The 25,210-nt window shown below is 66.0% G+C and carries 27 protein-coding genes; 12 read left to right on the top strand and 15 right to left on the bottom strand.

All coding sequences use genetic code 11. The features are described 5' to 3' along the window. Window position 1 precedes the first annotated feature (1 nt). Together OE856_RS13450 and OE856_RS13445 are read right to left on the bottom strand one after the other, a co-directional pair. Window positions 2-1,048, bottom strand: a complete 1,047-nt coding sequence (locus OE856_RS13450; RefSeq protein ID WP_263716673.1) for an MBL fold metallo-hydrolase — start codon at window positions 1,046-1,048, stop codon at window positions 2-4. After that, window positions 1,048-2,763, bottom strand: a complete 1,716-nt coding sequence (locus OE856_RS13445; RefSeq protein ID WP_263716672.1) for an acyl-CoA dehydrogenase — start codon at window positions 2,761-2,763, stop codon at window positions 1,048-1,050. The genes OE856_RS13450 and OE856_RS13445 overlap by 1 nt, the downstream gene beginning before the upstream one ends. 112 nt (window positions 2,764-2,875) lie before the next feature. Between OE856_RS13445 and OE856_RS13440 the strand changes: the two genes are divergently transcribed. Then, the gene (locus tag OE856_RS13440) at window positions 2,876-3,841 is read left to right on the top strand and encodes an L-threonylcarbamoyladenylate synthase (protein WP_263716670.1); all 966 of its coding nucleotides are present in this window, start codon (window positions 2,876-2,878) and stop codon (window positions 3,839-3,841) included. A gap of 8 nt (window positions 3,842-3,849) precedes the next feature. Here the strand turns inward: OE856_RS13440 and OE856_RS13435 are convergent, their stop codons facing one another. After that, on the bottom strand, window positions 3,850-4,428 hold the full coding sequence (locus OE856_RS13435; RefSeq protein WP_263716669.1) for a YqgE/AlgH family protein: 579 nt from the start codon (window positions 4,426-4,428) through the stop codon (window positions 3,850-3,852). 152 nt (window positions 4,429-4,580) lie between these two features. On the opposite strand from OE856_RS13435, the gene OE856_RS13430 reads away from it, so the two are divergent. Continuing rightward, entirely contained in the window at window positions 4,581-5,351 is a 771-nt protein-coding gene (locus OE856_RS13430; RefSeq protein WP_263716668.1) for a protein-disulfide reductase DsbD domain-containing protein, read from the top strand. Here the strand turns inward: OE856_RS13430 and OE856_RS13425 are convergent. From OE856_RS13425 to OE856_RS13400, 6 genes are all read right to left on the bottom strand, one after another. Next, window positions 5,329-8,706, bottom strand: a complete 3,378-nt coding sequence (locus OE856_RS13425) for an efflux RND transporter permease subunit (RefSeq protein ID WP_263716667.1) — start codon at window positions 8,704-8,706, stop codon at window positions 5,329-5,331. The genes OE856_RS13430 and OE856_RS13425 overlap by 23 nt on opposite strands. Window positions 8,707-8,709: 3 nt before the next feature. After that, entirely contained in the window at window positions 8,710-10,167 is a 1,458-nt protein-coding gene (locus OE856_RS13420) for an efflux RND transporter periplasmic adaptor subunit (RefSeq protein ID WP_263716666.1), read from the bottom strand. A gap of 92 nt (window positions 10,168-10,259) precedes the next feature. Next, window positions 10,260-10,802 (bottom strand): molybdenum cofactor biosynthesis protein B, encoded by a 543-nt coding sequence (gene moaB / locus OE856_RS13415; RefSeq protein ID WP_263716665.1) that lies wholly within the window; start codon window positions 10,800-10,802, stop codon window positions 10,260-10,262. Between the two features lie 4 nt (window positions 10,803-10,806). Further along, window positions 10,807-11,427, bottom strand: a complete 621-nt coding sequence (locus OE856_RS13410) for a LysE family translocator (RefSeq protein ID WP_263716664.1) — start codon at window positions 11,425-11,427, stop codon at window positions 10,807-10,809. After that, window positions 11,424-12,023 carry a metallophosphoesterase family protein gene (locus tag OE856_RS13405; RefSeq protein ID WP_263716662.1) on the bottom strand — a complete coding sequence of 200 codons (600 nt, stop codon included), beginning with the start codon at window positions 12,021-12,023 and terminating at the stop codon, window positions 11,424-11,426. Before OE856_RS13405 ends, OE856_RS13410 begins: the two co-directional genes overlap by 4 nt. Further along, on the bottom strand, window positions 12,023-12,802 hold the full coding sequence (locus tag OE856_RS13400; protein WP_263716660.1) for a uracil-DNA glycosylase: 780 nt from the start codon (window positions 12,800-12,802) through the stop codon (window positions 12,023-12,025). The genes OE856_RS13405 and OE856_RS13400 overlap by 1 nt, the downstream gene beginning before the upstream one ends. A gap of 108 nt (window positions 12,803-12,910) precedes the next feature. Here OE856_RS13400 and OE856_RS13395 point away from each other — a divergent pair, with 108 nt between their 5' ends. From OE856_RS13395 to OE856_RS13365, 7 genes are all read left to right on the top strand, one after another. Next, the gene (locus OE856_RS13395) at window positions 12,911-13,867 is read left to right on the top strand and encodes an aspartate carbamoyltransferase catalytic subunit (RefSeq protein ID WP_263716659.1); all 957 of its coding nucleotides are present in this window, start codon (window positions 12,911-12,913) and stop codon (window positions 13,865-13,867) included. After that, complete coding sequence (locus OE856_RS13390; RefSeq protein ID WP_263716658.1) at window positions 13,864-14,427, top strand: hypothetical protein; 564 nt, start codon at window positions 13,864-13,866, stop codon at window positions 14,425-14,427. The genes OE856_RS13395 and OE856_RS13390 overlap by 4 nt, the downstream gene beginning before the upstream one ends. Before the next feature lie 19 nt (window positions 14,428-14,446). Beyond that, window positions 14,447-15,715 (top strand): dihydroorotase, encoded by a 1,269-nt coding sequence (gene pyrC, locus OE856_RS13385; protein ID WP_263716657.1) that lies wholly within the window; start codon window positions 14,447-14,449, stop codon window positions 15,713-15,715. 3 nt (window positions 15,716-15,718) lie between these two features. Then, entirely contained in the window at window positions 15,719-16,327 is a 609-nt protein-coding gene (gene plsY, locus OE856_RS13380; protein WP_263716656.1) for a glycerol-3-phosphate 1-O-acyltransferase PlsY, read from the top strand. Window positions 16,328-16,404: 77 nt separating this feature from the next. After that, window positions 16,405-16,938 (top strand): GbsR/MarR family transcriptional regulator, encoded by a 534-nt coding sequence (locus OE856_RS13375; RefSeq protein ID WP_263716655.1) that lies wholly within the window; start codon window positions 16,405-16,407, stop codon window positions 16,936-16,938. A gap of 108 nt (window positions 16,939-17,046) precedes the next feature. Beyond that, window positions 17,047-17,412 (top strand): hypothetical protein, encoded by a 366-nt coding sequence (locus OE856_RS13370; RefSeq protein WP_263716654.1) that lies wholly within the window; start codon window positions 17,047-17,049, stop codon window positions 17,410-17,412. A gap of 13 nt (window positions 17,413-17,425) precedes the next feature. Beyond that, window positions 17,426-17,797 carry a hypothetical protein gene (locus OE856_RS13365; RefSeq protein ID WP_263716653.1) on the top strand — a complete coding sequence of 124 codons (372 nt, stop codon included), beginning with the start codon at window positions 17,426-17,428 and terminating at the stop codon, window positions 17,795-17,797. A 36-nt stretch (window positions 17,798-17,833) separates the two neighbouring features. Here the strand turns inward: OE856_RS13365 and OE856_RS13360 are convergent, their stop codons facing one another. From OE856_RS13360 to OE856_RS13350, 3 genes are all read right to left on the bottom strand, one after another. Then, window positions 17,834-19,204, bottom strand: a complete 1,371-nt coding sequence (locus OE856_RS13360) for a glutamate--cysteine ligase (protein ID WP_263716652.1) — start codon at window positions 19,202-19,204, stop codon at window positions 17,834-17,836. A gap of 62 nt (window positions 19,205-19,266) precedes the next feature. Next, window positions 19,267-19,782: a hypothetical protein gene (locus tag OE856_RS13355; RefSeq protein WP_263716651.1), complete on the bottom strand. Its 516-nt coding sequence runs from the start codon at window positions 19,780-19,782 to the stop codon at window positions 19,267-19,269. Next, window positions 19,779-20,513, bottom strand: a complete 735-nt coding sequence (locus OE856_RS13350; RefSeq protein WP_263716650.1) for a 16S rRNA (uracil(1498)-N(3))-methyltransferase — start codon at window positions 20,511-20,513, stop codon at window positions 19,779-19,781. Before OE856_RS13350 ends, OE856_RS13355 begins: the two co-directional genes overlap by 4 nt. A 12-nt stretch (window positions 20,514-20,525) precedes the next feature. On the opposite strand from OE856_RS13350, the gene ubiA reads away from it, so the two are divergent. The 3 genes from ubiA to OE856_RS13335 all read left to right on the top strand — a co-directional run bounded on the left by ubiA (window position 20,526) and on the right by OE856_RS13335 (window position 23,767). Next, window positions 20,526-21,491 carry a 4-hydroxybenzoate octaprenyltransferase gene (ubiA, locus tag OE856_RS13345; protein ID WP_263716649.1) on the top strand — a complete coding sequence of 322 codons (966 nt, stop codon included), beginning with the start codon at window positions 20,526-20,528 and terminating at the stop codon, window positions 21,489-21,491. A gap of 61 nt (window positions 21,492-21,552) precedes the next feature. Continuing rightward, window positions 21,553-23,454 carry an OmpA family protein gene (locus OE856_RS13340; protein ID WP_263716648.1) on the top strand — a complete coding sequence of 634 codons (1,902 nt, stop codon included), beginning with the start codon at window positions 21,553-21,555 and terminating at the stop codon, window positions 23,452-23,454. Beyond that, on the top strand, window positions 23,441-23,767 hold the full coding sequence (locus OE856_RS13335) for a hypothetical protein (RefSeq protein ID WP_263716647.1): 327 nt from the start codon (window positions 23,441-23,443) through the stop codon (window positions 23,765-23,767). Before OE856_RS13340 ends, OE856_RS13335 begins: the two co-directional genes overlap by 14 nt. Before the next feature lie 64 nt (window positions 23,768-23,831). Here OE856_RS13335 and OE856_RS13330 read toward each other — a convergent pair whose 3' ends face one another. The 3 genes from OE856_RS13330 to pgsA are packed head-to-tail and all read right to left on the bottom strand — an operon-like array spanning window position 23,832 to window position 25,198. Beyond that, window positions 23,832-24,281 carry a molybdenum cofactor biosynthesis protein MoaE gene (locus OE856_RS13330; RefSeq protein WP_263716646.1) on the bottom strand — a complete coding sequence of 150 codons (450 nt, stop codon included), beginning with the start codon at window positions 24,279-24,281 and terminating at the stop codon, window positions 23,832-23,834. Between the two features lies 1 nt (window position 24,282). Next, window positions 24,283-24,531 (bottom strand): molybdopterin converting factor subunit 1, encoded by a 249-nt coding sequence (moaD, locus tag OE856_RS13325; RefSeq protein WP_263716645.1) that lies wholly within the window; start codon window positions 24,529-24,531, stop codon window positions 24,283-24,285. Next, window positions 24,524-25,198 carry a CDP-diacylglycerol--glycerol-3-phosphate 3-phosphatidyltransferase gene (gene pgsA / locus OE856_RS13320; RefSeq protein ID WP_263716691.1) on the bottom strand — a complete coding sequence of 225 codons (675 nt, stop codon included), beginning with the start codon at window positions 25,196-25,198 and terminating at the stop codon, window positions 24,524-24,526. The genes moaD and pgsA overlap by 8 nt, the downstream gene beginning before the upstream one ends. Between the last annotated feature and the right edge of the window lie 12 nt (window positions 25,199-25,210).

Raw genomic sequence — 25,210 nt, 5'->3', positions numbered from 1 at the left:
ATCAGCTCTCCTTGAGGCGCCACAGCCAGGCGCCATCGGCCCGGCGGGTGCGTGTCACCTCGTCATTATGCAACAGATGATTGAGATGGCCCACGGATTCCACCAGGGCAAGCCCATATTCCCCGCCCCCGATCTGACGCCCGAACAGCGGCTGGAAACATTCGCCCGCCGTATGGGGCGTATCCAGGTGTTCGCGCAGGCGATCCAGCGCGTGGTGATGGTTGTTGATCAACTGCATCAGCCGCGCGGGCAGGCCGGTATAGGGCAGCTTGTGCCCCGGCAGCACCAGGTTGTCCTCGCGGGCAAAGGCGCGGAACTTCTCGCAACTTTCCAGCCACTCGCCCACCGGATCGGCGCCCGGCTCGGTCGCGTAGACGCCAAGGTTAGACGAGATCGACGGCAACAGCTGATCGCCTGCCAGCACCAGCGCACAGTCGCGCGACCAGAATGTCGCGTGCTCGGGCGCGTGGCCATTGCCGATATGCACCTGCCAGTCGCGCCCGCCCATGCGGATCGAGTCGCCCTCTTTGATCCGCGAATAGCCCAGCGGCAAAGGCGCGACGATATCGGCGAAATTATAGGGCCGCTCGTTCAGGCGCTGGTCATAGACCTCGGGGGCCATCCCGGCGCTGCGCCAATAGGCCAGCGTTTCGGGCGTGGGGCGGTCCTGTTCGTCCAGCACCAGCATCCGCGCCATCAGCCAGGCGGTGCGGGTGGTGATCATCTCGGCGCCATGATCGGACTGGAACCAGCCCGCCAGCCCGACGTGATCGGGGTGGTGATGGGTGACGATCACCCGGTTTACGGGCTTGCCACCCAAGGGCCCCGCCAGCAGGTCGCCCCAGATCGCGCGGCTTTTGCGGGTGTCCATGCCGGTGTCGATCACCGTCCAGCCGTCGCCGTCATCCAGCGCGTAGACGTTGATGTGATCCAGCGCCATCGGCAGCGGCAGCCGCATCCACAGCACGCCCTCGGCAACCTCGACCGCCTCGCCAGTGGCGGGCGGCTCGGGCCAAGGATAGCGGATCGGGTTCAATGTTCCATCCATCAGGCCGACAGATCCTCGGGGCTTAGCGCATACAGCCCCGCCGCGCCCTGAGCCGCATGGATCAACAGCGCCGTGTGTTCAGGCAGCAGACGGCGGATGTGGAATTCGGCCAGCGCGCTGCGCGGGCCCTTGCCGCCCTCGGCCCGGGCGGCACGCAGGTGGTAATGCGCCCCCAGCACCCGCGCAAAGGCGCGCAGATAGGGCACGGCCCCGGCAAAGCGGTCGTTCATCTCGGTCCCGATCAGGGCCTCGGTCGCTTCGCGCAGGGTCTCGGCCGCGACCCAAACCTGTTTCGACAGCTCGGGCATCATGCCGCGCGTGTCTTCGGCCGCATCCTGCACCTCTTGCAGCAGGCGGAACGCGGCCTCGCCGCCATCCATCATCTTGCGCGCCACCAGATCCATCGCCTGGATGCCGTTGGTGCCCTCGTAAATCGCCGTCACCCGCACGTCGCGGTAATATTGCGCGGCACCCGATTCCTCGATGAAGCCCATGCCGCCAAAGACCTGCACGCCCATCTCGGACACCTGGCAGCCGACATCCGTGCCATAGGCCTTGGCGATCGGCGTCAGCAGCGCGGCCCGCGCGGCCTGATCGGCGTCACCCGTAGCGCGCCCCAGATCCAGCGCGACCGCACAGTCCAGCGCGATGGCGCGGGCGGCAAAGATCTCGGCCTTCATGGTGGTCAGCATCCGCCGCACATCGGCAAAGTCGATGATCGTGCCGGTGCCGTTCTCGATCGAGGTCTGACCCTGCTTGCGTTCCAGCGCATAGGCCAGCGCGTGCTGATAGGCACCCTCGGCCACGCCGACGCCTTGCAGGCCCACGCTGAGGCGCGCGTTGTTCATCATCGTGAACATCGCCGCCATGCCCTTGTGCGGCTGGCCGACCATCCAGCCGGTCGCCCCGTCGAACTGCATCACGCAGGTGGGCGACCCGTGGAGGCCCATCTTGTGTTCCAGGCTGACCACTTTCAGGCTGTTGGCCACACCGGGGTTGCCGTTTTCATCGGGAATGAACTTGGGCACCATGAACAGGCTGATGCCGCGCGTGCCCGGCGCCCCGTCGGGCAGACGTGCCAGAACCAGGTGGCAGGTATTGCTGTTGAAATCGCTATCCCCCCACGAAATAAAGATTTTCTGCCCGGTCACCGCATAGGTGCCATCGCCGTTATCAACCGCTTTCGAGGCCACCGCCCCCACGTCCGACCCGGCCTGCGGCTCGGTCAGGTTCATCGTGCCGTTCCATTCGCCCGAGATCAGCTTGGGCAGATACAGCGCCTTGATTGCGTCATCGGCGTGATGCTCCAGCGCGTCGATCTGGCCAAGGGTCAGCAGCGGGTTCAGCTGCAACGCCAGACAGGCGCCGCTCATCATGTCGCTGACCGCCATGCTCAGCGCCCCCGGCAGCCCCATGCCGCCATATTCGGGATCCGCCGAAATGCCGATCCAGCCACCCTCGGAGATCTGGCCAAAGGCCTCGGCAAAACCCGGAGAGCTGCGCACAACGCCGTTTTCAAGCCGCGCCGGGGTCAGGTCGCCATTGCGTTGCAGCGGGGCCATCACCTCGTCGCACAGCCGGCCGGCCTCGGTCAGGATGGCATCGACCACATCGCCCGTCGCCTCGGCATAGTGCTCGGTCTCGCCGACGCGGGCCAGGCCGACCACATGGTCGAAAATGAACTTGATATCCCCGACAGGCGACCGATACGGCATGATCTTCTCCCTCATATTCGGATGATCCCGGTCACGGGCATGACCGGGTAGCTATCCCCAACGTTTAAGCGTAATAAGCGCCAAAGCTCCATCAAGGCAAACGCAACGTCAGATGACCGGCCCGATCGACACGACAATTCTGCCCCCCGATGCCGCCGGGATTGTCCGCGCGGCGGATATCCTGCGGGCGGGCGGGCTGGTCGCGCTGCCGACCGAGACGGTCTATGGCCTGGGCGGCAACGCCTGCAACGACACCGCCGTGGCGCGCATCTTTCAGGCCAAGGGCCGGCCGCATTTCAACCCGCTGATCATCCACCTGCCCGACCTGAAAACCGCCCGCCGCTATGCCCGGTTCGACGACACGGCCGAACGGCTGGCCAGCGCGTTCTGGCCCGGCCCGATGACGCTGGTGCTGCCGCTGCGCCCCGATGCCGGCCTGTCGCCGCTGGTGACGGCGGGCAATGACAGCGTGGCGATCCGCGTGCCCGAACACCCGCTGGCCCATGCGCTGCTGGCCGAATTCGGCGGGCCGGTCGCCGCGCCCTCGGCCAACCCCTCGGGCCGCGTCAGCCCCACCAGCCCGCAACACGTGCTGGACGGCCTGTCGGGCCGGATCGAGGCGGTGCTGGATGGCGGCGCCTGCGCGGTGGGGGTTGAATCGACCATCATCGGCCTGACCGGCGCGCCGACGCTGCTGCGCCCGGGCGGCCTGCCCGCCGAGGATATCGAGGCCTGCCTGGGTGCACAGCTGATCCGCCGCGCCGAGGGCGATCCGATCACCGCGCCGGGCCAGCTTGGGTCGCATTACGCGCCCGGCGCGCCGGTGCGGCTGAACGTGACCGCGCCGGAAGCGTCCGAATTATGGATCGGCTTTGGCCGTGATTGCGACGGTGCCGCGCTGAACCTGTCGCCCAACGGCGACCTGGTCGAGGCGGCGGCGAACCTCTTTCACTTCCTGCGCCGGGCCGACACCATGACCGCCCTCGGCCAGACCATCGCCATTGCCCCCGTGCCAATGCACGGGCTGGGCTTGGCGATCAACGACCGCCTGTCGCGCGCGGCCGCCCCGCGCCCCTGAATGGGGAATCAGGCGTGACCCGCCTCGGATGACAGCAGCTTGGGGTCGACACCCATCCGGTGCAGCGCCGCAGTCCACTTGCCGCCATTGTCGCGATCAAACACCAGATCGGGCGACGCATCGCAGGTCAGCCAGCCATTCTGCACGATCTCTTCCTCAAGCTGCCCCGGCCCCCAGCCCGAATAGCCCAGCGCCAGCAGGCTTTGCCGCGGCCCCGTGCCGCGCGCCATGTCTTGCAGGATATCCAGAGTGGCGGTCAGGCCGAACACCTCGTCGATATCCATCGTCGAGGCCTTTTCGGAATGGTAGTCGCTGGAATGCAGCACAAAACCGCGCCCATGTTCGACCGGCCCCCCGAAATGCACCCGGATATCACGGTCGCCATGCGGGCGGGCGATATCCAGCTGTTCGAGAAGTTCGGAAAAACTAAGCTGCGAGGCGATCTTGTTGACGATCAGCCCCATCGCGCCTTCATCGGAATGAACGCAAACATAGACCACGCTATGCTCGAAACGGGGGTCGCCCATTCCAGGCATCGCGATCAGCAGCTTGCCGCTGAGATCCATCTGCGGAGCAATCGGTTCCATACCATTAAGAATGAGGCTGATCGGCGGTATTGCAAGGGAAACCCGTGCTTTGGTTACAATCCCATCGCCGGATTGTGATTTCTATACCGCGCTCAGGGCCTTATGTTCAGGCTATGACAAAGCGCGCGCTGCCCCTTGCCCTGATGGCCCTGATGACCTCACCCGCCCTGGCGGGCGATCCCTATGCCGATCTGGCCGGGGTGGTTCGGGCCGAGGTGCTGCCCGGCTGGGAAACCGGCGACGGGCGGCAGATGGCCGGGCTGCGGCTGACGCTGGCCCCGGGCTGGAAGACCTATTGGCGCGCGCCGGGGGATTCGGGCATTCCGCCCAGCTTTAACTGGGTCGGGTCGGAAAACCTGGCGGGCGTGACCGTTCACTGGCCGCGCCCCGAGGTGTTCTATCAAAATGACATGCGCACGATCGGCTACAAGGACGAGGTCGTTCTGCCGCTAGAGCTGACCCCCAGCGAACCCGGCCAGCCCATCGCCCTGCGCGGCGCGGTCGAGTTGGGCGTATGCCTTGATATCTGCCTGCCGATGGAAATTTCGCTGGCGGCCGATCTGCCCGACAGCGCCCAGCCCGCCCCGATCGAGGCCGCCCTGGCCGCGCGGCCCGTGCCCGGCGATCTGGCCGGTGTCGCCGCCGTGTCATGCCAGACCGAGGTCATCGACGACGGGTTGCGCCTGACCGCCCATATCCACATCGCGCAGATCGGCGCCGATGAGGTTGCGGTGATGGAGACCGGCGACCCCGATGTCTGGGTGTCCGAGGCCATGGTCAGCCGCGCGGGCAACACGTTGACCGCCGTGTCCGACCTGGTGCCGATGTCGGGCGAACCCTTTGACCTGGAACGCAAGGGCGTAGAGATCACCCTGCTGTCGGGCGAGCAGGCGATCTCGATCATCGGCTGCCCTGACGGCTGATACCGGCCTCTAGCGCGGCCCAGCCCGCGCCGGCAATCACCCCCGCCCCGATCACGAACAGAACCAGCGCCCCGCCCATCCCGGCCGGCGCAATCGCCGCCAGCGGACCGGGCAATCCGCCCGTCACAACCGCCCATCCCATCGTCAGCACGAACCACAGGCCCAGCCCCGCCGCCACAGGTCCCAACAGTCGCACCGCGCGCGGCGAATGCGCGCCCTTGCGCAAGGCCCGGCGCAGGGATGCCACCTGCCGCCCGAAATCGGCCTGCACCACCAGCAGCGCGGGCACCACCGTCAGCACCAGCACCAAACCAAAGCCCAGCCCGTAGACCAGCGTGATCACCGTCGGCTTGAGAAACTGCGCCTGCTGCGAGGTTTCATACAGCAAGGGCGCCAGCCCCAGAACCGTGGTCGCCGTGGTCAGGAACACCGGCCTCAGACGGTCGGCCACCGCGTCAATGATCGCCACGCGCAGCCCGCGCGTGCGGGCATAGTCATCCACCGTGCCCACCAGCACGATCGAATCGTTGATGATGATGCCGGTCATCCCCAACAGCCCCACCACCGTGAACATCGACAGGGGCACCTCCCACAGGCTGTGCCCGAATATCGTGCCGACCAGCCCGAACGGGATGATCGCCATCACCACCATGGGCCGGGTCCAGCTGGAAAAGATCCAGGCCAGCGTCAGGTAAATGCCCAAGAGGCACAGCGTCATCCCGGTCAGCGCATCCGACAGGAATTCGTCCTCCTGCTCGGCCAGGCCCGACAGCTGCCAGCCCACGCCCAGATCGCTTTCGATACCGGGCAGAATGTCCTGTTGCAGGATCTGCATGATCTCTTCGGCGCGGGCCGGGTCGTCTTCGGAAATGTCGCCCGTCACCGCGATCAGCCGCACGCCGTTCACCCGGCGCACGGTCGAAAACCCGGTCTGGCGCGTCACGGTCACGATATCGGCCAGCGGCACGTAATCACCGCCCGAGGCCCGCAGCAGCGTGCGGTCGAGGAAATCGGCGGTCAGCTCGCCCGCGGGCAGTTCCACCCGGATCGTGGCCGACCGCGGCCCGTCGGGATAGGTCGCTGCCTCGATCCCGTTCAGCCTGTGCCGCAACACTGTGCCCAGCGTGTCGATACCAAAGCCCAGCGCCGTGCCCTGCGGGGTCAGGTCCAGGATCAGCTCTTCCTTGTCATAGGCCATGTTATCTTCAACGGCCGAGACCTCGGGGAAGCGCGCCACGGCCGCCTTCAGCCGCTCTGCCGCGGCCTTGAGCGTGGCTGCATCGGCGCCAAAGAACTGCACATCCAGCGCATCGCCCCCCGGCCCCGCGCGCCAGCCGCGAAAGCTAAGCGTTTCGACCAGCGGGCCCTGGCGCACCTCGTCCTGCAACTCGGCCAGAAAGGCAAAGGACGAATAGGGCCGCAGGTCGGCGTCGATCAGCTCGATCGCGATCGAGCCCAGCAGATCACTGTCCTTGCTTTCGACGCCCGACAGCCCGCGCCCGGTATTTCCGCCGACCTCGCCCAGCACGTAATCCAGCGGGTTGGTGCCATATTGCGCCTCATAGCGGGCGGCCACAGCATCGGTGGCGCGCTGCAATTCGCGCATCATCGCCAGCGTGTCATCGCGGCTGGCGCCCTCGGCCATGGCGAAATTGCCCGAGATCGACCCCTGTTCGGGCGCGTTAAAGAACCGCCACTGCACATCGCCACGAATGACCGATGACACCTGCGCTGCCAGCAGCACCAGCGCCAACGCCAGCACCGGGTATCGCACCCGCAAGACCTGCGTGATCAGCGGCCGGAACAGCCGCTCACGCACCCAGCGAAAGCCGTCATTCACCTTGCGCGACGGCCAGTCATACCAGTGCTGCTGCGCGGTATGGGTCAGCGCATGGGCCATGTGATGCGGCAAAATCAGGAAACATTCGGCCAGTGACGCCAGCAGCACCACGATCACCGTGAACGGAATGTCGGTGATCAGGTCACCGAACCGCCCGCCAATCGCCGTCAGCCCGAAAAAGGCGATCACCGTGGTCAGCGTCGCGGAAAACACCGGCGCGGCCATGCGGCGGGCGGCGTTCTCGGCGGCCTCGATGGGTGGCTCGCCCAGACGGCGCGCGCGGAAATCGGCATGTTCGCCCACCACGATGGCGTCATCGACGATGATGCCGGTGGTGATGATCAGCGCGAAAAGCGAGATCATGTTGATCGTCAGCCCGGTCAGATACATCAGCGCAATCGTGGCCAGCATCGCCACCGGAATGCCCGCCGCCACCCAGAATGCGGTGCGCGCGTTCAGGAAAAGGAACAGCAATATCAGCACCAGCCCCAAGCCCAGCGCGCCGTTTTCCAGCAGGATGTTCAAACGTCCGGTGATGGCCTCGGCGCGGGTGCGGATCAGCTCGACCCGGACGCCCTCGGGCAGGGTCTGGTTCAGTTCATCCGCGACCTCTTGCACGATGCCCTGAATGCGGATCGCGTCGCCCTTGTCCGACCGGTCCACGCGAACGGAAATGGCCGGGTGGTCGCCCACGAAATAGCTGCGCTCTCGGTCGCCGCCCTCGACCCGCACGCGGGCCACATCGCCGATCGTCAGCTTTGACCCATCGGCGTTCGACCGCAGCTCGATCCCCGCAATCTGCGGCGCGCTGCGTTTCGCCACGCCGGTGCGAATGCGGGCATTGGCGCCGGTCACGTCGCCGGCGGGGGCGGTATCGGCCTCGGCGGCAATGGCGGCGGCGATCTCGGCCATGGTCACATCATGGCGGAGCAGCGCGGCCGAGGGCACCTCGACAATGGTTTCGGGCGCGGCCAGCCCCCGGATCGTGGTGCGCGTCACCCCGCGCGCGAACAGGCGCGCCACGAACTCATCGGAAAACCGGCCCAGCTGATCGACACCAACCGGCCCGGTGATCACCACATCGGTCACCCGGTCGCGCCAGATGCCGCGGGTCACGGTGGGCTCTTCGGCGTCTTCGGGCAGGGTTGTGATGGTATCAACGGCCTGCTGCACCTCGTCGGCGGCGCGGCTCATGTCCCAGCCCGGCTCAAAGGTCAGGGTGATGACCGCGTTGCCCTCGACCGAACGCGCGGTCGACGTATCCACCCCCTCGACGGCCAGCAGCGTGGGCTCCAGCACCTGGATGATGCCCGCGTCCACATCCTCGGCCCCGGCGCCTTCCCATTCGACGCCGACGGTGATGTCGTCATTGACCACATCGGGAAAGAACTGCGTGCGCATGCGCGGCATCGCCGCAAGGCCCGCCACGATCATCACCACCAGCAGCAGGTTCGCCACCGTGCGATGCCGGGTGAAATAGGACAAAACCCCGCGCGCCGCGCCGCCGCCCAGCACCGCCTAGCCCCCCATGCGGCTTTCCAGCCGCTCGACAGTCTGGGCCGGCACCTGATCCTGCGCCAGCTGCGCCAGAACCCGTTCCTTGACCTCGGCGGGCATCTGGCTGTTGCCTTCGACAAAGGCGATCAGACGCGCCCGGCGCTCGGGGTCGAGGGTCAGCATCTCGGGCGTGTCGGGCTGGGCACTGGCCGAGGGCCGCAGCGGCCGCACCTTGATGCCCGCGCCCAGAACCGGGGCGCGCTCGGCCACGATCTCGCGCCCCTCAAGGCCGTCGGCCGCTAGGATCACGTCATCGCCCTGACGCCGGATCAGCCGGGTCGGAATTTCCTCTAGCCGGTCATCCGCGCCCAGCGCCAGCACGGTATTGCCCGCATCCAGCGCCGTCGCGGGCACCAGCACCACGTTGTGCAGCTCGGGCTCTTGCAGGCGAACGGTGACGAAATCGCCGGGCCGCAAACCGGGCGCCGTATCCAGCCGCGCGAACAGCAAGCGCCCGCTCAGCCCCTCGCCCACCGCGCCGCTTTCGCGGGTCAGCGTGCCGGTGGCCGTCAGATCGGCGCCGTATCCATCCAGCGTGACCGTGACCGGCGCCGTGATCAGCGCGCCCGCATCATCCAACAGGCGCCCGAACTGCGCGGTCGAGACACGGAACGACACCTCAAGCTCATCGGGCGCGATCAGCTGGGCCACCTGTTCATTCACCGCGACCAGACCGCCCGACACCACGGAAACACCGCTAAGCGTGCCGGCAAAGGCGGCGTGTATCTCGGTGTCGGCCAGGCGGCGCTCGGCCTCGGCCAGGGCCAGCCCGGCGCGGGTATGCTGGGTTTCGGCGCTGTCCACGCGGCTTTCGGCATTGGCCAGGGCCTGACGGTTCGATAATACCGCCTGGCGGGCGGCGGCGGCCGACAGTTCGGCCCCCTCGACCAGCGCGTCCGAGCCATAGCCGCGATCGCGCACATCTGTCTGACGCGCCAGCGCCTGCGCCCGCAGCTGGGCCTGTTCCTCGGCGGCGGCCAGTTCATCGCGCGCGATTTCCAGCGCGCGGGCAGCATCGCGGCGCTCTGCCTCGGCCTCGTCCAGATCGGCGCGGGCCGACAGCACATCGGCCTCGGCATCCTCTTGCGCGACCCGCAGCAGCAACTCACCGGCGCGCACCTGCCCGCCCTCTTCGAAATTCTCGTGCAGGGCAACGACCGTGCCCGCCACCTTGGTGCGCAGATCCAGCGTGCGGCGGCTGCGCAGCTCGCCAAAGGCGGTCAGTTCGGGGCGCATGTCGCGGGCCTGAGCCTGCACGACGTTCACCGCAAAGACCCGCTCGCGCGCCGGCGGGCCGCCGGGGTCGGATGCCATGCGATCCTGCACCGCGGCCATGACCAGGTAGCCGGCAAAGACCAGCAAGCCCAGCGTCACCGCCGTCAGAAACAGCCCGGCAAGCGAACGTCGCAGAAAACCCATAGAACTCAGCCCTTTCGCTGATCAGTGCGCAGACACAAGGATAGCGCCGCGCAGGCCCAGCTCCAAGCACAACTCTGTTACGGCCCTGGCGGCTATTTCCGGCGCTTGTGCTCGTCCAGGCGCGGCATGATCTCGACAAAGTTGCAGGGGCGGTGGCGGTAATCCAGCTGCCAGACCAGGATTTCGTCCCAGGCATCCTTGCAGGCGCCCGGGCTGCCGGGCAGCGCGAACAGGTAGGTGCCGTTGGCCACGCCACCCGTTGCGCGGCTTTGCACCGCGCTGGTGCCGATCTTTTGCATCGAGACCATGGTGAACACCGTGCCGAAGGCCTCGATTTCCTTTTCATAGACATCGCGATGCGCCTCGACGGTGACATCGCGCCCGGTCAGGCCGGTGCCGCCGGTGCTGATGATCACGTCGATATCGGGGTCTTGAGTCCAGATCCGCAGTTGCTCGGCCAGTTGCGGACGGTCGTCGCGCAGGATGGCGCGGGTGGCCAGGATATGCCCGGCATCGGTGATCCGCTGCACCAGCGTATCGCCCGATTTGTCGTCGGCGGCTGTGCGCGTATCCGACACGGTCAGAACCGCGATGCGGACCGGGATGAAGTCTTTGCTTTCGTCGATGCGGGACAAGGGATCAGGTCCTTTCAAGAAGAGCAAGCCGCAACGCAAGCGCGGCGAATATTCCGGCGGTGAACCGGCTCAGCACCCGGCCAAGCCTCTGGTCCCCAGTCAGGCGGCGCCCCACACCTCCGGCGAACTGGCCCACCACGCCATTGACGATGAAACCGCCGATCGCGATCACCAGACCATAGGACAGGAATTGTATCAGGATCGACCCTGCGGCAGGTTCGATGAACTGTGGGATGAAGGCGAGGACAAACAGGACCACCTTGGGGTTGGTGAGATTGACCAGCATCCCATCCCGAAAGGCATGGCGCGCAGGCTGGATCGGCGCCCCGGATGCGCCGCCCCCCTGCCGCAGCACGCCCCAGGCCAGCCACAGCAGATAGGCGACACCCGCCCAGCGGATAATGTCGAACACCCAAGGCATGGCCTGCACCGCCGCACCCAATCCCATCCCAGCGATCGCGACATGCACCATGCTGCCCGCCGAGATACCGGCGCTTGCCGCCCAGGCCGCCCTTGGTCCGGCGCGCAGACCTTGCCCGAGGCAGAACATCATATCGGCCCCTGGCGTCAGGTTCAGCGCCAGCGCCGCAGGGACGAAGGTAAGCAGAGTGACAGGGTCGATCATTCAGGAACCTCGAACCAATTGACCGTGGGCCCAAGGTTGACGACGCGACTGTGCCCAATCATGCCTTCGGCACCCCAGCTATCGTGAATATGCCCGCAAAGCGCAAGGCGGGGGCGGATGCGGCCAATGGCCTCATGAATCGCGACCGAGCCCACCGACACCCCGCCCGAGGTGCGGTCGGCAATGCCCTTGGGCGGCGAATGGGTGATCAGGATATCGGCCGCCTCACAGCCCGCCAGCATGTCACGTGCCTGCGCCTCGGTCAGATCGCAGGACCAGCTGCCAAAGGGCGTGACCGGCACGCCGTAGCCCAGCCCGAACAGCCGCAATCCCCCCACCGAACAGCCCGACCCGTGCAGCACCTGCACCCCATCGGGCGCGGCGGCGCGCAGCTCGGCGTGGCTTTCGGCATTGCCGGGCACGATGACCATGGGCGCGGCGATCCCGGCCAAAAGGCCCATGGCCTGATCCAACCCCTTGCGCATGTTGCAAAAATCGCCCGCCCCGATCACCAGATCGGCCTGCGCGCTGGCCTCGACCAACACCGCCGCGCGCGAGCGGGACAGGTGCAGATCAGAGAACGCCAAAACCCGCATCAGCCGCCCCGCAAACGGGCCTGAAGCATCAAGAGATCATGCCAGGCCTCGCGCTTGGCCTGCGGGTTGCGCAGCAGGTAGGCCGGGTGGAACATCGGCATCGCGGGCAGGCCGGCGGCCTCGGCCCAGTTGCCGCGCAGCCGGGTGATGCCGCGCATCCCCAGCAGCGCCTGACAGGAATGATTGCCCATCAGCACCAGAACATCCGGCGCAACCAGTTCGATATGCCGTTCGACAAAGGGCAGCATCATCGCCACCTCGTCGGGCTTCGGGTCGCGGTTCTGGGGCGGGCGCCAGGGCAGGATATTGGTGATGTAGATCGCCTTTTCCGCATCCGTCGCATCGCGCGCCATGCTGATGGCGGCGAACATGCGATCCAGCAGCTGACCGGCACGACCCACGAACGGGCGGCCCTGGCGATCCTCGTCGGCGCCGGGGGCCTCGCCTATGACCATCACACGGGCCTGCGCCCCGCCATCTGCAAACACCGTGCTGCGCGCGCCCTTTTTCAGATCGCAGTGATCGAACGCCTCGATCGCGGCGCGCAGGGCCTCAAGGCTGCCCGCAGCGGCGGCGGCGGTCTTGGCCTCGTCCACGGGATCGACCTGCGCCACCTTGACCGGCTGCGCCACGGCGGCCTGAACCGGTGCCTTGGCCGGTTTCGGCGCAGGGGCCTCATAGCGGTTGATCGGCGCATCACAGATCGCCTCGGTCGCGCCAAGTTCGATCTGCCATTCAAGCAGCGCCTTTGCCGTATGATAATCCAGCTGCGATTCCATCGCCCAAACGCTAGGCCCCCTGTCCGCAAAGGTAAAGACGGGCCGATCCCCGGCTTGCCGCGCAGCGCCACCCTTTCTATAAGCATGGCAATCTTTTCGAGGGCTCCCATGACGTTTACGCAGAAACATCTTCTCGGGATCGAGCCGCTGCACCCCATCGAGATCGCCGCCGTTCTGGATCTGGCCGACACCTATGTCGATCTGAACCGCCGGTCGGACAAACGGTCGGATACGCTGGCGGGCCTGACCCAGATCAACATGTTCTTTGAAAACTCGACCCGCACCCAGGCCAGTTTCGAACTGGCGGGCAAGCGGCTGGGCGCGGATGTGATGAACATGGCGATGCAGGCCAGCTCGATCAAAAAGGGCGAAACCCTGATCGACACGGCGCTGACGCTGAACGCGATGCATCCCGACCTGCTGGTGGTGCGGCACCCGCATTCGGGCGCGGTGAACCTGCTGGCGGAAAAGGTGAACTGCGCCGTGCTGAACGCCGGTGACGGCAAGCACGAACACCCCACGCAGGCGCTGCTGGATGCGCTGACGATCCGCCGCGCCAAGGGCCGGCTGCACCGGCTGAACATCGCCATCTGCGGCGACATCGCCCACAGCCGCGTGGCCCGCAGCAACATCATCCTGCTGGGCAAGATGGAAAACCGCATCCGCCTTGTCGGCCCGCCGACCCTGATGCCCGTGCAGATCGACCAATTCGGGGTCGAGGTCTATGACGACATGGCCGAGGGGCTGAAGGACGTCGACGTGGTGATGATGCTGCGCCTTCAGCGCGAGCGTATGGATGGCGGGTTCATCCCGTCGGAACGCGAATATTACCACCGCTACGGGCTGGACGCCGAAAAGCTGGCCCATGCCAAGGATGACGCCATCGTCATGCACCCCGGCCCGATGAACCGCGGGGTAGAAATCGACGGCACCATCGCCGACGACATCAACCGCAGCGTCATCCAGGAGCAGGTCGAAATGGGCGTCGCCGTGCGCATGGCCGCGATGGACCTGCTGGCCCGCAACCTGCGCGCCTCGCGCGAGGAAAAGGGCGTGATGGCATGATCATGCGCGGGCTGGATATCCCCACCGACCACCACCGCCGGGTCTGGGTCTTTGCCGTGGATATTCCGGTCGATCAGATCGATGCCTTCAACACCGAAACCTATTCCGATGACGGCGATCACGTCGACTGGCCGCTGGCCGAGGCGCTGGGGCTTAGCATCCACCCCGATCACGATTTCATCGAGATCTTCGATCCGGCAACGCTCAAAGACTATGGCTTTGCCCGCTACCTGACCGAGGCCAACGGCATGGACGCCTCCGAGGTCGCGCCCGATGCCGCGATGCTGAACGCGCAGAGCGCGCCGGTGCTGCTGGTGTTTTCGCAGGCCCTAAAGGGCGCCGACACCGCCTTTGCCCCCAAACCGCCGCTGCGCTTTCTGGGCAGCTATGGCCTGACGCCCACCGACGTGCCGATGAGCGATCTGCGCTCGGACAGCGCCAAGGGCCAGCTGGGCCAGGGCAAACCGCCCCTCAGCCCGGCCCGCGCCCGCGGCATGGGCGCCATGTTCGCGCTGCTGTTTCTTGCCCTTGCCGTTTTGCTGATGATCTGGGTCGCATGACCCGCCGGAGACCCCCGCAATGACCCTGATAACTAACATCCGCCTGATCGACCCCGAGGCCGGCACCGACACGCCCGGCTGGCTGCGGATCGAGGGCGATACCATCGCCGAAACCGGCACCGGCACGCCCCCCGCCGCCAAAACGGTGATCGACGGGCGCGGCAAATGCCTGGCGCCGGGCATCGTCGATATCGGCGTCAAGATCGGCGAGCCGGGCGATCGGCACAAGGAATCGTTCCGCTCGGCCGGCCGTGCGGCCGCAGCCGGCGGCGTCACCACCATCGTCACCCGCCCCGATACCGCCCCCGCCATCGACACGCCCGAGGTTCTGGAGTTCGTCACCCGCCGTGCGCGCGAGGACACCCCGGTGCGCATCAAGCCCATGGCCGCCCTGACCAAGGGCCGCGAGGGCCGCGAAATGGTAGAGATCGGGTTCCTGCTGGATGCGGGCGCGGTAGCCTTTTCCGATGTCGACCGCGTGACCGAGAACACCAAGGTTCTGTCGCGCTGCATGACCTATGCCCGCAGCCTGGGCGCGCTGATCATCGCGCATCCGCAAGATCCGGGCCTGTCATCGGGCGCTGCCGTCACCAGCGGCAAGTTCGCCAGCCTGCGCGGCCTGCCCGCCGTCACCCCCATGGCCGAACGCATGGCGCTGGACCGCGACATGGCGCTGGTCGAGATGACCGGCGTGAAATACCACGCCGACCAGATCACCACCGCCCGCGCCCTGCCCGCGCTGGAACGCGCCAAGGCCAACGGGCTGGACGTCACCGCCGGCGTGTCGATCCATCACCTGACGCTGAACGAATTCGACGTGGGCGATTACCGCACCTTCTTCAAGTTCAAGCCGCCCTTGCGGTCCGAGGACGACCGCGTCGCGCTGGTGCAGGCCGTGGCCTCTGGGCTGATCGACGTGATCTGCTCGATGCACACGCCGCAGGACGAGGAATCTAAACGCCTGCCCTTTGAAGAGGCCGCCAGCGGCGCCGTGGGGCTTGAAACCCTGCTGCCCGCCGCGCTGCGCCTGTATCATTCGGGCGACCTTGACCTGCCGACGCTGTTCCGCGCGCTGTCTCTGAACCCGTCGCGTCGGCTGGGCCTGGAAACCGGCCGCCTCAGCGCCGGGGCCCCTGCCGATCTGGTGCTGTTCGACCCCGAGGCTCCGTTCGTGATGAACCGCCACGAACTGCGTTCAAAATCCAAGAACACCCCCTATGACGGCGCCCGGATGCAGGGTAAGGTTCTGGCAACCTTCGTGTCAGGGCGACAGGTGTTCGGAGATTAACTTATGCCCCCCATCACAACTGACCCAATGATCCTGGGCCTTGCGGCGGTGCTGGGCTATCTGCTGGGTGCGGTGCCGTTCGGCATCGTCATGGCGCGGCTTTTCGGGCTGGGCGATCTGCGCCAGATCGGGTCGGGCAATATCGGCGCGACCAACGTGCTGCGCACCGGCAACAAGCTGGCCGCCTTTCTGACGCTGATCCTGGATGCGGGCAAAGGCGGCATCGCGGTGCTGATCGCGCGCCAAGCCATTGGCGAAGACGCCGCCCAGATCGCCGGGCTGGCAGCCTTTCTGGGCCATCTCTTCCCGGTCTACCTGGGCTTTCGCGGCGGCAAGGGCGTGGCGACCTATCTGGGCACGATGCTGGCGCTCTACTGGCCGCTGGGCCTTGCGGCCTGCGCCACATGGCTGATCGTGGCGGTGCTGACGCGCTATTCGTCGCTGTCGGCGCTGGTCTCAGTCGCCAGCCTGCCGCTGTGGATGCTGTTCTTTGAGCGCGGCGAATTCATGTTCCTCTGCCTGGCACTGACCGTGCTGATCTATGCCAAGCACTGGCCCAACCTGCGCCGCCTCAAGGCGGGTACCGAACCCAAGATCGGCAAAAAGGGCTAACGGGCCGACACCGTCCCGGTTGACATTGCGCCCCATTCTGTTATTTCTGTCATTACAGAAATTTCAGGAGCAGCCCGATGATTCTCACCCCCGCCATGGAAGACTTTATCCTCCACTGGGGCGAGATGGGCAGCCGCTGGGGAGTGAATCGCTCTGTCGCGCAGATCCATGCCCTGCTGCACATCGCACCCGATCCGATGACCGCCGAAGACATCAGCGAAACCCTGTCGCTGGCGCGTTCCAACGTGTCGACCGCGCTGAAAGAGCTGCAAAGCTGGGATCTGGTCACGGCCAGCCGGCAACTGGGCGATCGCCGCGATCACTTCACCTCGGTGCGCGATATGTTCGATCTGGTGCAGGTCGTCGTCGAAGGCCGGCGCGAGCGCGAGTTCGCGCCCACGCTCAAGGCGCTGGCCATGGTCACCGAATCCGCGAAATCGGATGGTACGCCCCCCAGAATCCAGGCCCGCATGGAAGACACCCGCGCCACGATGCAGATGTTTGACGACTGGTATGCACAGGTCTCGGGCCTGCCGCGCCCGGCGCAACAGGCCCTGCTGAAACTGGGCGGCGGCATCGCGCGCCTGATCCCGAAAGGAAAATCCGGCTAAAAATTTTGCCCTTAAATTTCAGGAATTACAGAAATGACCGCAACAAGTGTTCTTTACCCACCCCCGCGCGCTCCGGCGCTCCACCCGGTCAACGCGACATCCTTTGCCTTGGCGATCGTTCTGGCGCCGATCTGGGTCGCAATCCTGTTCTTCTGGGTTTTACTGATCCCGGTTTTCGCGGTCCCGTTTGGCGCGCTGCCATATCTGCTGACCGCCCCGCCGATCCTGTTGTGGGCCTTCTCGAAGAACGGCCCCCAACCGGGACAGGCGGCGGTACTGGGTCTGATCACCAACCTGGGCATCTGGCTGCTGGTCTATCAGCTGACCGCCGCAGGAGCCCCTCTGCTAACTGAATTCGTCGGCAAGCCAGATGCGATCAATTCCTATTTCGTGCTTGGCTGCCTCGTTGCCCCGGCATGGGGCTATTTCGCAGCCGTCATCTATCGCTGGCTCGAACCCAAAAGCATGACATGAAAGGAGTCCTACCATGACGACAATTCTGATCACCTACGCCATTCTCAGCCTTGGCATTCTGGCCATCCTGACCGCGATGATACTGCGTATCGGGGGGCTGATGGCCGACTGCCCCGACACCGGCCCCGCGACCCGCGTCGCGACCGTATCCGTCGCGACCGGCTTTGCCGCGATTGGCGGCGGCGGGGTGCTGTTGGTGGGGGCGCTGCTGGTGCTGCTGCCGAACGCCGCGGGCGGGCTGCTGCCCATCGCGATGGGACTGGCGGCGCTGTGCCTGGGGCTGGGGTTCACCAACGCCGTGGCCACCCTGCGCGGGGTCGTGACCGGCCGGCCCGCCGAGCCCGTAAAGGAACCGGCCAGCAGCATCGAAGGCGTGCCGGTCTGACAAAATGGCCCGGACTTTGCGTCCGGGCTGTCCTTTTCAATAACTATATTCGGCGTAAATCCGGCTGAGATCGCCCTGCCACTCGCCGTTGTATTTCTCTAACAGCTCATCAGCCGGCACCTTGCCGCTTTCGATGCTGTCCTCAAGCGCGTGCAGGAAATGGCGCTCGTCGGGGATCATGCCGCCGGCACCGGGCTTGGCCCGCGCCTTGAGACCCGCGCGCGAGATGTCCAGCGCCCGTTCGGCCAGCGCCCGCATGTTGATATTGCCGACCTGAGCATGCAGACCGTCCTTGGCCGCGGCCACGCGCAGCGCCTGACGGGTTTCGGCGTCCCAGCCCTTGACCAGATCCCAGGCCGCATCCAGCGCGCCCTGGTCATACATCAGCCCGACCCAGAATGCCGGCAGCGCACACAGGCGCCGCCACGGCCCGCCATCGGCACCGCGCATTTCCATGTATTTCTTGATCCGCGCCTCGGGGAAGATCGTCGTCAGGTGATCGGCCCAGTCCGACAGGGTGGGCGTTTCACCCGGCAGCGCGGGCAACTGGCCCTTCATGAAATCGCGGAACGACTGGCCCAGTGCGTTGATGTATTTGCCGTCGCGATAGACGAAATACATCGGCACATCGAGCGCGTAATCGACGTAGCGCTCGAACCCCATGCCATCTTCGAACACGAAGGGCAGCATCCCGGTGCGCGCGTCATCCAGATGCTGCCACACGTTCGCGCGCCAGCTTTTCATGCCGTTGGGCTTGCCCTCAAGGAAGGGCGAATTGGCGAAAAGCGCGGTGGCCACGGGCTGCAACGCCAGCGCCACGCGGAACTTTTTGACCATGTCCGCCTCGGAGGCGAAATCGAGGTTCACCTGAACCGTGCAGGTGCGATACATCATGGTCTTGCCCATGGTGCCGACCCGATCCATGTAATCGGTCATCAGCTTGTAGCGCCCCTTGGGCATCACCGGCATCTGCTCATGCGTCCAGATCGGCGCGGCGCCCAGCCCGATGAACCCCACGCCAACCTTGTCGGCGATGTGCTTTACGTCGCGCAGATGCTGGTTCACCTCGTCACAGGTCTGGTGAATGCTTTCCAGCGGCGCGCCCGACAGTTCCAGCTGACCGCCCGGTTCCAGGCTGACATTGGCACCGTCTTTTTCCAGGCCGATCAGGTTGCCGGCCTCGAGGATCGGCGTCCAGCCGTGGCCGTCGCGCAGCCCTTCGAGCATCGCCAGGATCGACCGCTCGCCCGCATAGGGCAGCGGGTTCAGCGTATCTTTGCAATAGCCGAATTTCTCGTGCTCGGTGCCGATGCGCCACGCTTCGCGCGGCTTGCAGCCGGATTCGAGATACCCCGCCAGCTGTTCAAAACTTTCGATAGGGCCGCCGCCGGACTGAGGAATGGACATGAGCTTCTCGGATTGGTGCTGTCAGGTGTCAGGCCCAGAGTTGGAACCATTCGACAGGGAAGTCAATGCAATGCGGTCCGCGGGCATGTCCAGACCGTAACCGCACCGGCACACGGGGTTTTGAGCTGCCGCAGCAGTTTCTCGATATTCATCCCCTCAAGCGCGGCGAACACATCGAACAGCGCCTCGGCGCCCTGGGCGTCCGCGGGGATGGTCAGGGGGGGCTCGGAAAAGCTGGAAATCCGCCAATAGCGCCCGTCGCGAGGCGCCGGCAGTATCTCGATCCGGGTCAGGTCATCCACCGCCGCCACACCGCCCGAAAACGGGCCGAAATAGCGGATCGCGCGCTCATCCACCTCGACCAGGCCGGGGCCGTCGCCGGCCTGGGAAAACCGCGCGCGCTGTGCGCCCGCCACCGCCACCGCCATGCCGGCGGCGATCACCGCATAGCCCACATAGCGCGTGATCCCGAAACTATGCGCCACAATCCACAGGCCCAGCGCGGCGATCCCCACCCCGATCAGCGGCTCGCGCCAGCGCCACAGAACCGCGCGCAATTCGGGGCGGATCAGGCTCATGCCCAGTCTCCCAGCAGGCTTTGCCACAGGGTCATCGCCGCCACCGCCGCCGTGTCGGCGCGCAGGATGCGCGGGCCCAGGCTGACGGCATGGGCGTTGGGCATGGCGTGCAGGCGGGCGCGCTCGGCGTCAGAAAAACCGCCCTCGGGGCCGATCAGAATGGCCCATTTACCGCCCCCCGACGACAGCGCCTGCGCCGCGCCCACCAGCGCCTCGTCGCAGAACATGATCTGCCGGTCCTCGGGCCAGTCGGCCAGCACCCGGTCCAGCCGCTCCAGCTCGGCCACCTCGGGCACGAAGGTACCGCCGCATTGCTCGGCCGCCTCGACGGCATGGGCCTGCAACCGGTCGCGCCGGATGCGTTCGGAATTGGTGAACTCGGTCTGCACCGGGCAGATCCGCGCCGCGCCCATCTCGGCCGCCTTTTCGACGATGAAATCGGTGCGCGCCTTCTTGATCGGCGCGAACAGAAGCCACAGATCGGGCGGCATCTGCAACGGCCGGGTCTGCTCGACACAGCCCAGCGCCCCGCCGCGTTTCGACGCCTCGGTCACCTCGACCAGCCATTCGCCGTCGCGCCCGTTGAACACCAGCAGAAAATCGCCCACAGAATGACGCATCACACCGAAAAGGTAATGTGCCTGGTCCCGATCCAGAGGAATGGTTTGCCCCTGGCCCAACGGGTGCTCTACAAAGAGCCTGACTTTTGCCGATGATTTCACATTGCTCATGGGGAAATTGATATGACCGCGACGAACAAAACGCCAGAGCCCTCCGGCCAGGTTTCAGACGCGGTGAGAGGCAACTGGGTCGACCATCTGGCCCCCGCCGAATCCCGCCCCTACCTGCGCCTCAGCCGCGCCGACCGCCCGATCGGCACCTGGCTTCTGCTGCTGCCCTGCCTGTGGGGCGTGCTGCTGGCGGCGAATGCCACCGGCTGGCGGCTGTTCGACCTGTGGATCATCGTCGGTTGCGCCGCCGGGGCCTGGCTGATGCGCGGCGCGGGCTGCACCTGGAACGACATCACCGACCGCGACATCGACGCCCGCGTGGCGCGCACCCGGTCGCGCCCGATTCCGTCGGGGCAGGTGACGGTGAAACAGGCGATGATCTGGCTGGGCGCTCAGGCGCTGGTGTCGTTCGGCATCCTGATGACCTTCAACTGGAACGCCGTCGTGCTGGGCATCCTGTCGCTGGCGCTGGTCGCGATCTATCCGTTTGCGAAACGCTTCACCTGGTGGCCGCAGGTCTTTCTGGGGCTGGCCTTCAACTGGGGCGCGCTGCTGGCCTGGACGGCCCATACCGGCGCGCTGAGCCTGGCGCCGGTGCTGCTCTATTTCGGCGGCATCGCCTGGACGATCTTTTACGACACGATCTACGCCCACCAAGACAAGGAAGACGACGCCCTGATCGGCGTGAAATCGACCGCCCGCCTGTTCGGCGACGACACCCACCAGATCCTGCGCCTGTTCCTGATCCTGACCATGATCCTGCTGACCGCGGCCGTGGTCGCCGCGATGATCGACGGCGCCGGGCTGATCAGCATGGCGATCGGCGTGGCCGGCGTCTGGGCGATGGGCTGGCACATGAGCTGGCAGCTGCGCCGCCTCAACACCAACGACCCCGATACCTGTCTGTTCCTGTTCCGCGCCAATCGCGACACCGGGCTGATCCCTGCGCTGTTTTTGGCCGTCGCGCTGCTGGTGTGATTGCACCACCGGCGCGACCCCGATAAGACAGGCCAACCCGAAATAAACGCTGGCCTTTCCAATGCGCCTGACGCCCAAGAACATGATTGCCCTTGCCGCCATGGCCATTGCCGCGCTGCTGTCGGTCGGCAGCGCCTTTCTGGCCGCCAGCGCGATCGAGAAACGGTCGGTCGCGGCTATCAACACCGCGCTGGCCCGCGAAGGCATCACCTGGGTCGACCTGCGCGGCGACGGGCTAAAGGTGCACCTGACCGGCACCGCCCCGACCGAGGCCCAGCGCTTTCGCGTCGTCACCATTTCCGGCACCGTCATCGACGCCAACCGCGTCATCGACACGATGGAGGTCACCCCCAGCAAACCGGTCGACGCGCCCGATTTCTCGGTCGAGCTGCTGCGCAACGACGCCGGCATTTCCATGATCGGGCTGATCCCGGCCAACGGGCAGCGCGGCGAAATCACCGCCGCCATCCGCAACATGGCCGGCGAGGACCGCATCACCGACATGCTGACCGTGGCCGACTATCCCGTGCCCGAAAACTGGGACGCCGCGCTGAAATTCGGGCTCGAGGCGCTGCGCCGCCTGCCGCGCTCGAAAATCTCGGTCACCGCCGACAGCGTCACCATCACCGCCGTGTCGGACAGCCGCGCCCAGAAACGGCAGCTTGAATCCGAGCTTAACCGCGCCCGCCCCACGGCAATCACCGCCAAGATCGACATCTCGGCCCCGCGCCCGGTGATCACGCCCTTTACCCTGCGCTTTGTCATCGACGAAGACGGCGCGCGGTTCGATGCCTGCTCGGCCGACACCGACAAAGGCGCCACCGCGATCCTGGCCGCAGCTCAACAGGCCGGCGCACCGCAAGATGCCACCTGCACCGTCGGCCTGGGCGCCCCCACCCCGCGCTGGACCCGCGCCGCCACCGCCGGCATTACCGCCCTGGCCGAACTGGGCGGCGGCTCGCTGTCGATCTCTGACGCCGACCTGACACTGATTGCCCGGCAAGGCACCGAACAAGACCTGTTCGACAAGGTCGTCGGCCAGCTCGACAAAACCCTGCCCGAGGTCTTCTCGCTGCACGCCGTGCTGCCCGAACCGCCCGCCCAAACCGACGGCACCACCCCCGACCTGCCCGAATTCGTCGCCACCCGCAGCCCCGAAGGCCAGGTCGACCTCAACGGCGTCGTCCCCGACGAACTGACCCGCGCCGCCACCGAAAGCTATGCCCATTCGCGCTTTGGCCTGTCCAATATCGCCACCGGCCTGCGTCAGGACGACACCCTGCCCGACGGCTGGCCGATGCGCGTCTTGACCGGCCTCGAAGGCCTGGCCGAGGTCAACTATGGCAGCGTCACGGTCCGCGCCGACTTTATCGAACTGCGCGGCATGACCGGCGACCCCGAGGCCAAGGCCCGCATCGCGCGGCTGTTCGGGCTGAAACTGGGCGACGCGCAGAATTTCAACATCCAGGTCACCTACCTGCCCTCGCTTGCCCCCGAAAACCAGCAGGCCCAGATCGACCCGCAGCAATGCGTCGATCGCGTCAACGCCATCCTCAATGAACAGCAGATCATGTTCGAACCCGGCTCGGCCCGCATCGACGGCCCCTCGCGCGAGATCCTCGACCAGATCGCCGATGTCCTGCGCGACTGCCCGGATGCCGAGATGGAAATCGGCGGCCACACCGACAGCCAGGGACGCGAGGAAATGAACCAGACCCTCAGCCAGCAACGCGCCGATGCGGTGCTGAATGCCCTGCTGGCCCGCCGCATTCTTACCTCTAACCTGACCGCCCGCGGATATGGCGAGGTCGCACCCATCGCCGAGAACGACACCGAAGAGGGCCGCGAGGCCAACCGCCGGATCGAGTTTCGGATCGCGCCACCTATCCTGAAGATGCAGTCAGAGCAGAACGCCCAGGACGAAACCGCCCCCCAAGAGGACAGCAGCAATGAACCGAACTGAATTCGTCATCGCCACCGCGATCATCCTGTTCGTGGCCTTCCTGCTGGGCTGGTTCGCCTCTTGGATCATCCACCGCGTCGCCCGCGTCACCCAATCCGACATGGGCGAGCTTGACCAGATGGCCCAGCAACTGCACGAGGCCGAAGAGGCCCGCGACCACGCCATCACCCAGCTGGAACACCGCGAAGCCGAGCTGACCAGCAAACTGTCGCAAACCCAGGCCGAACTGCGCGCCGCCATGGAAGGCTTGCGCGAAGCCCGCCACGAGGCCGAAGACCTGCGCGCCTACATGGAGAAAAAGGCCCAGTCCTGAGCCTCTGCTTTCATCTTGGCTGAAATACCTCCGCCGGAGGCCAGAAAGCGGCCAAAGGCCGCGTTCACTCTTTCGACCAGCGCCCCAAAGCGGCCTCGTCCTCGTCCTTGCTGGCAACCCAGCCCGTGCCCGATCCGGTGATCTCTTTCTTCCAGAACGGGGCGCGCGATTTGAGGAAATCCATCAGATACTCGGCCGCCTCGAACGCCGCCTTGCGGTGCCGCGCGGCGGTGGCGACCATCATGATCATCTCGCCCACGGCCAGATCGCCATGGCGATGAATGATCAGACAATCCTTCAGATCCCAACGCCCGGTCGCCTCACGCGCGATCTTCTCCAGCGCGCGTTCGGTCATGCCGGGGTAATGCTCGATCACCATGCGCTGCAGGCTGCCGGTGTCATCGCGCACGATGCCGGCAAACGTGACCACCGCGCCGGCATTGTCATGCCCCGTGGCAAAGGCGCCGGCCTCGGCCCCGAAATCGAACGGCGCGGATTGAACCCGGATATCCATCCTACCCCCCGGTCATCGGCGGAAAGAACGCCACCTCGCGCACACCGTCCAGCGAGGCATCAAAATCGGCCAGATCCTGATCCAGCGCCACGCGCAGCGCGCTGAGGTCGGCAAAGGCCGCGGCATAGCGTTCTTCACGGGCGCGCAGCTCTTCGACCAGATCCGCCACCGTCGCGGCATTGGTTTCGACCTGCTCACGCGGCAACCCGATGCGTTCGCGCACCCAGGCGAAATACAGAATTTCAACCATCTTGGCCCCCATCGCGCAGGAATGGCATTGATTTCATGAAATAATCCCACCCCGTGACGAATGTCAGCACAGCCGCCAGCCAGATCAACCCAACCCCGGCGATCCAGCTTTGGCCCATGGCCATCCAGTAATAGCGCAGGTTGCCGTGATCGGCCTCTACCCCCTCAAGCACGCGGCTGGTCATCAGCGCATCCATGCCCATGCTGCGCATCCCGAACTCATGCGCAAAAATGCCATGCGCCAGCAGAACGGCAATCGCGACCATCTGGATCGTGGTCTTCCACTTGGCCAGCTTGGTCACCTGCAACAGCCCCGCCTGCTCGCCCAGGAACTCACGCAACCCCGAGACGAACACCTCACGGAAGAGGATCACCGTGGCCGGCAACATCACCAGGAACGGCATCCCCGTCGCGGCCACCACCACCATCAGCGCGATCACCACCATCACCTTGTCGGCGATCGGGTCCAGCATCGCGCCAAAGCGGCTGGTCTGGTTCCACTTACGCGCCAGATAACCGTCGAACCAATCGGTCACCGAGGCCCCCACGAACAGGATCAGCGCCGCCCAGTCGGCAAAGGGCCGGGGCAGTAGCAGAAAGGCCAGCGCGACACCGGGCGCCGCCAACAGGCGCAGCACGGTCAGGATATTGGGAATGTTCCATGTCATGGCTTCAGCCAT

This window comes from Actibacterium sp. XHP0104, from assembly GCF_025751515.1.
Lineage (GTDB): Bacteria > Pseudomonadota > Alphaproteobacteria > Rhodobacterales > Rhodobacteraceae > Actibacterium_D.
This window is presented reverse-complemented; position numbering and strand designations above follow the sequence as displayed.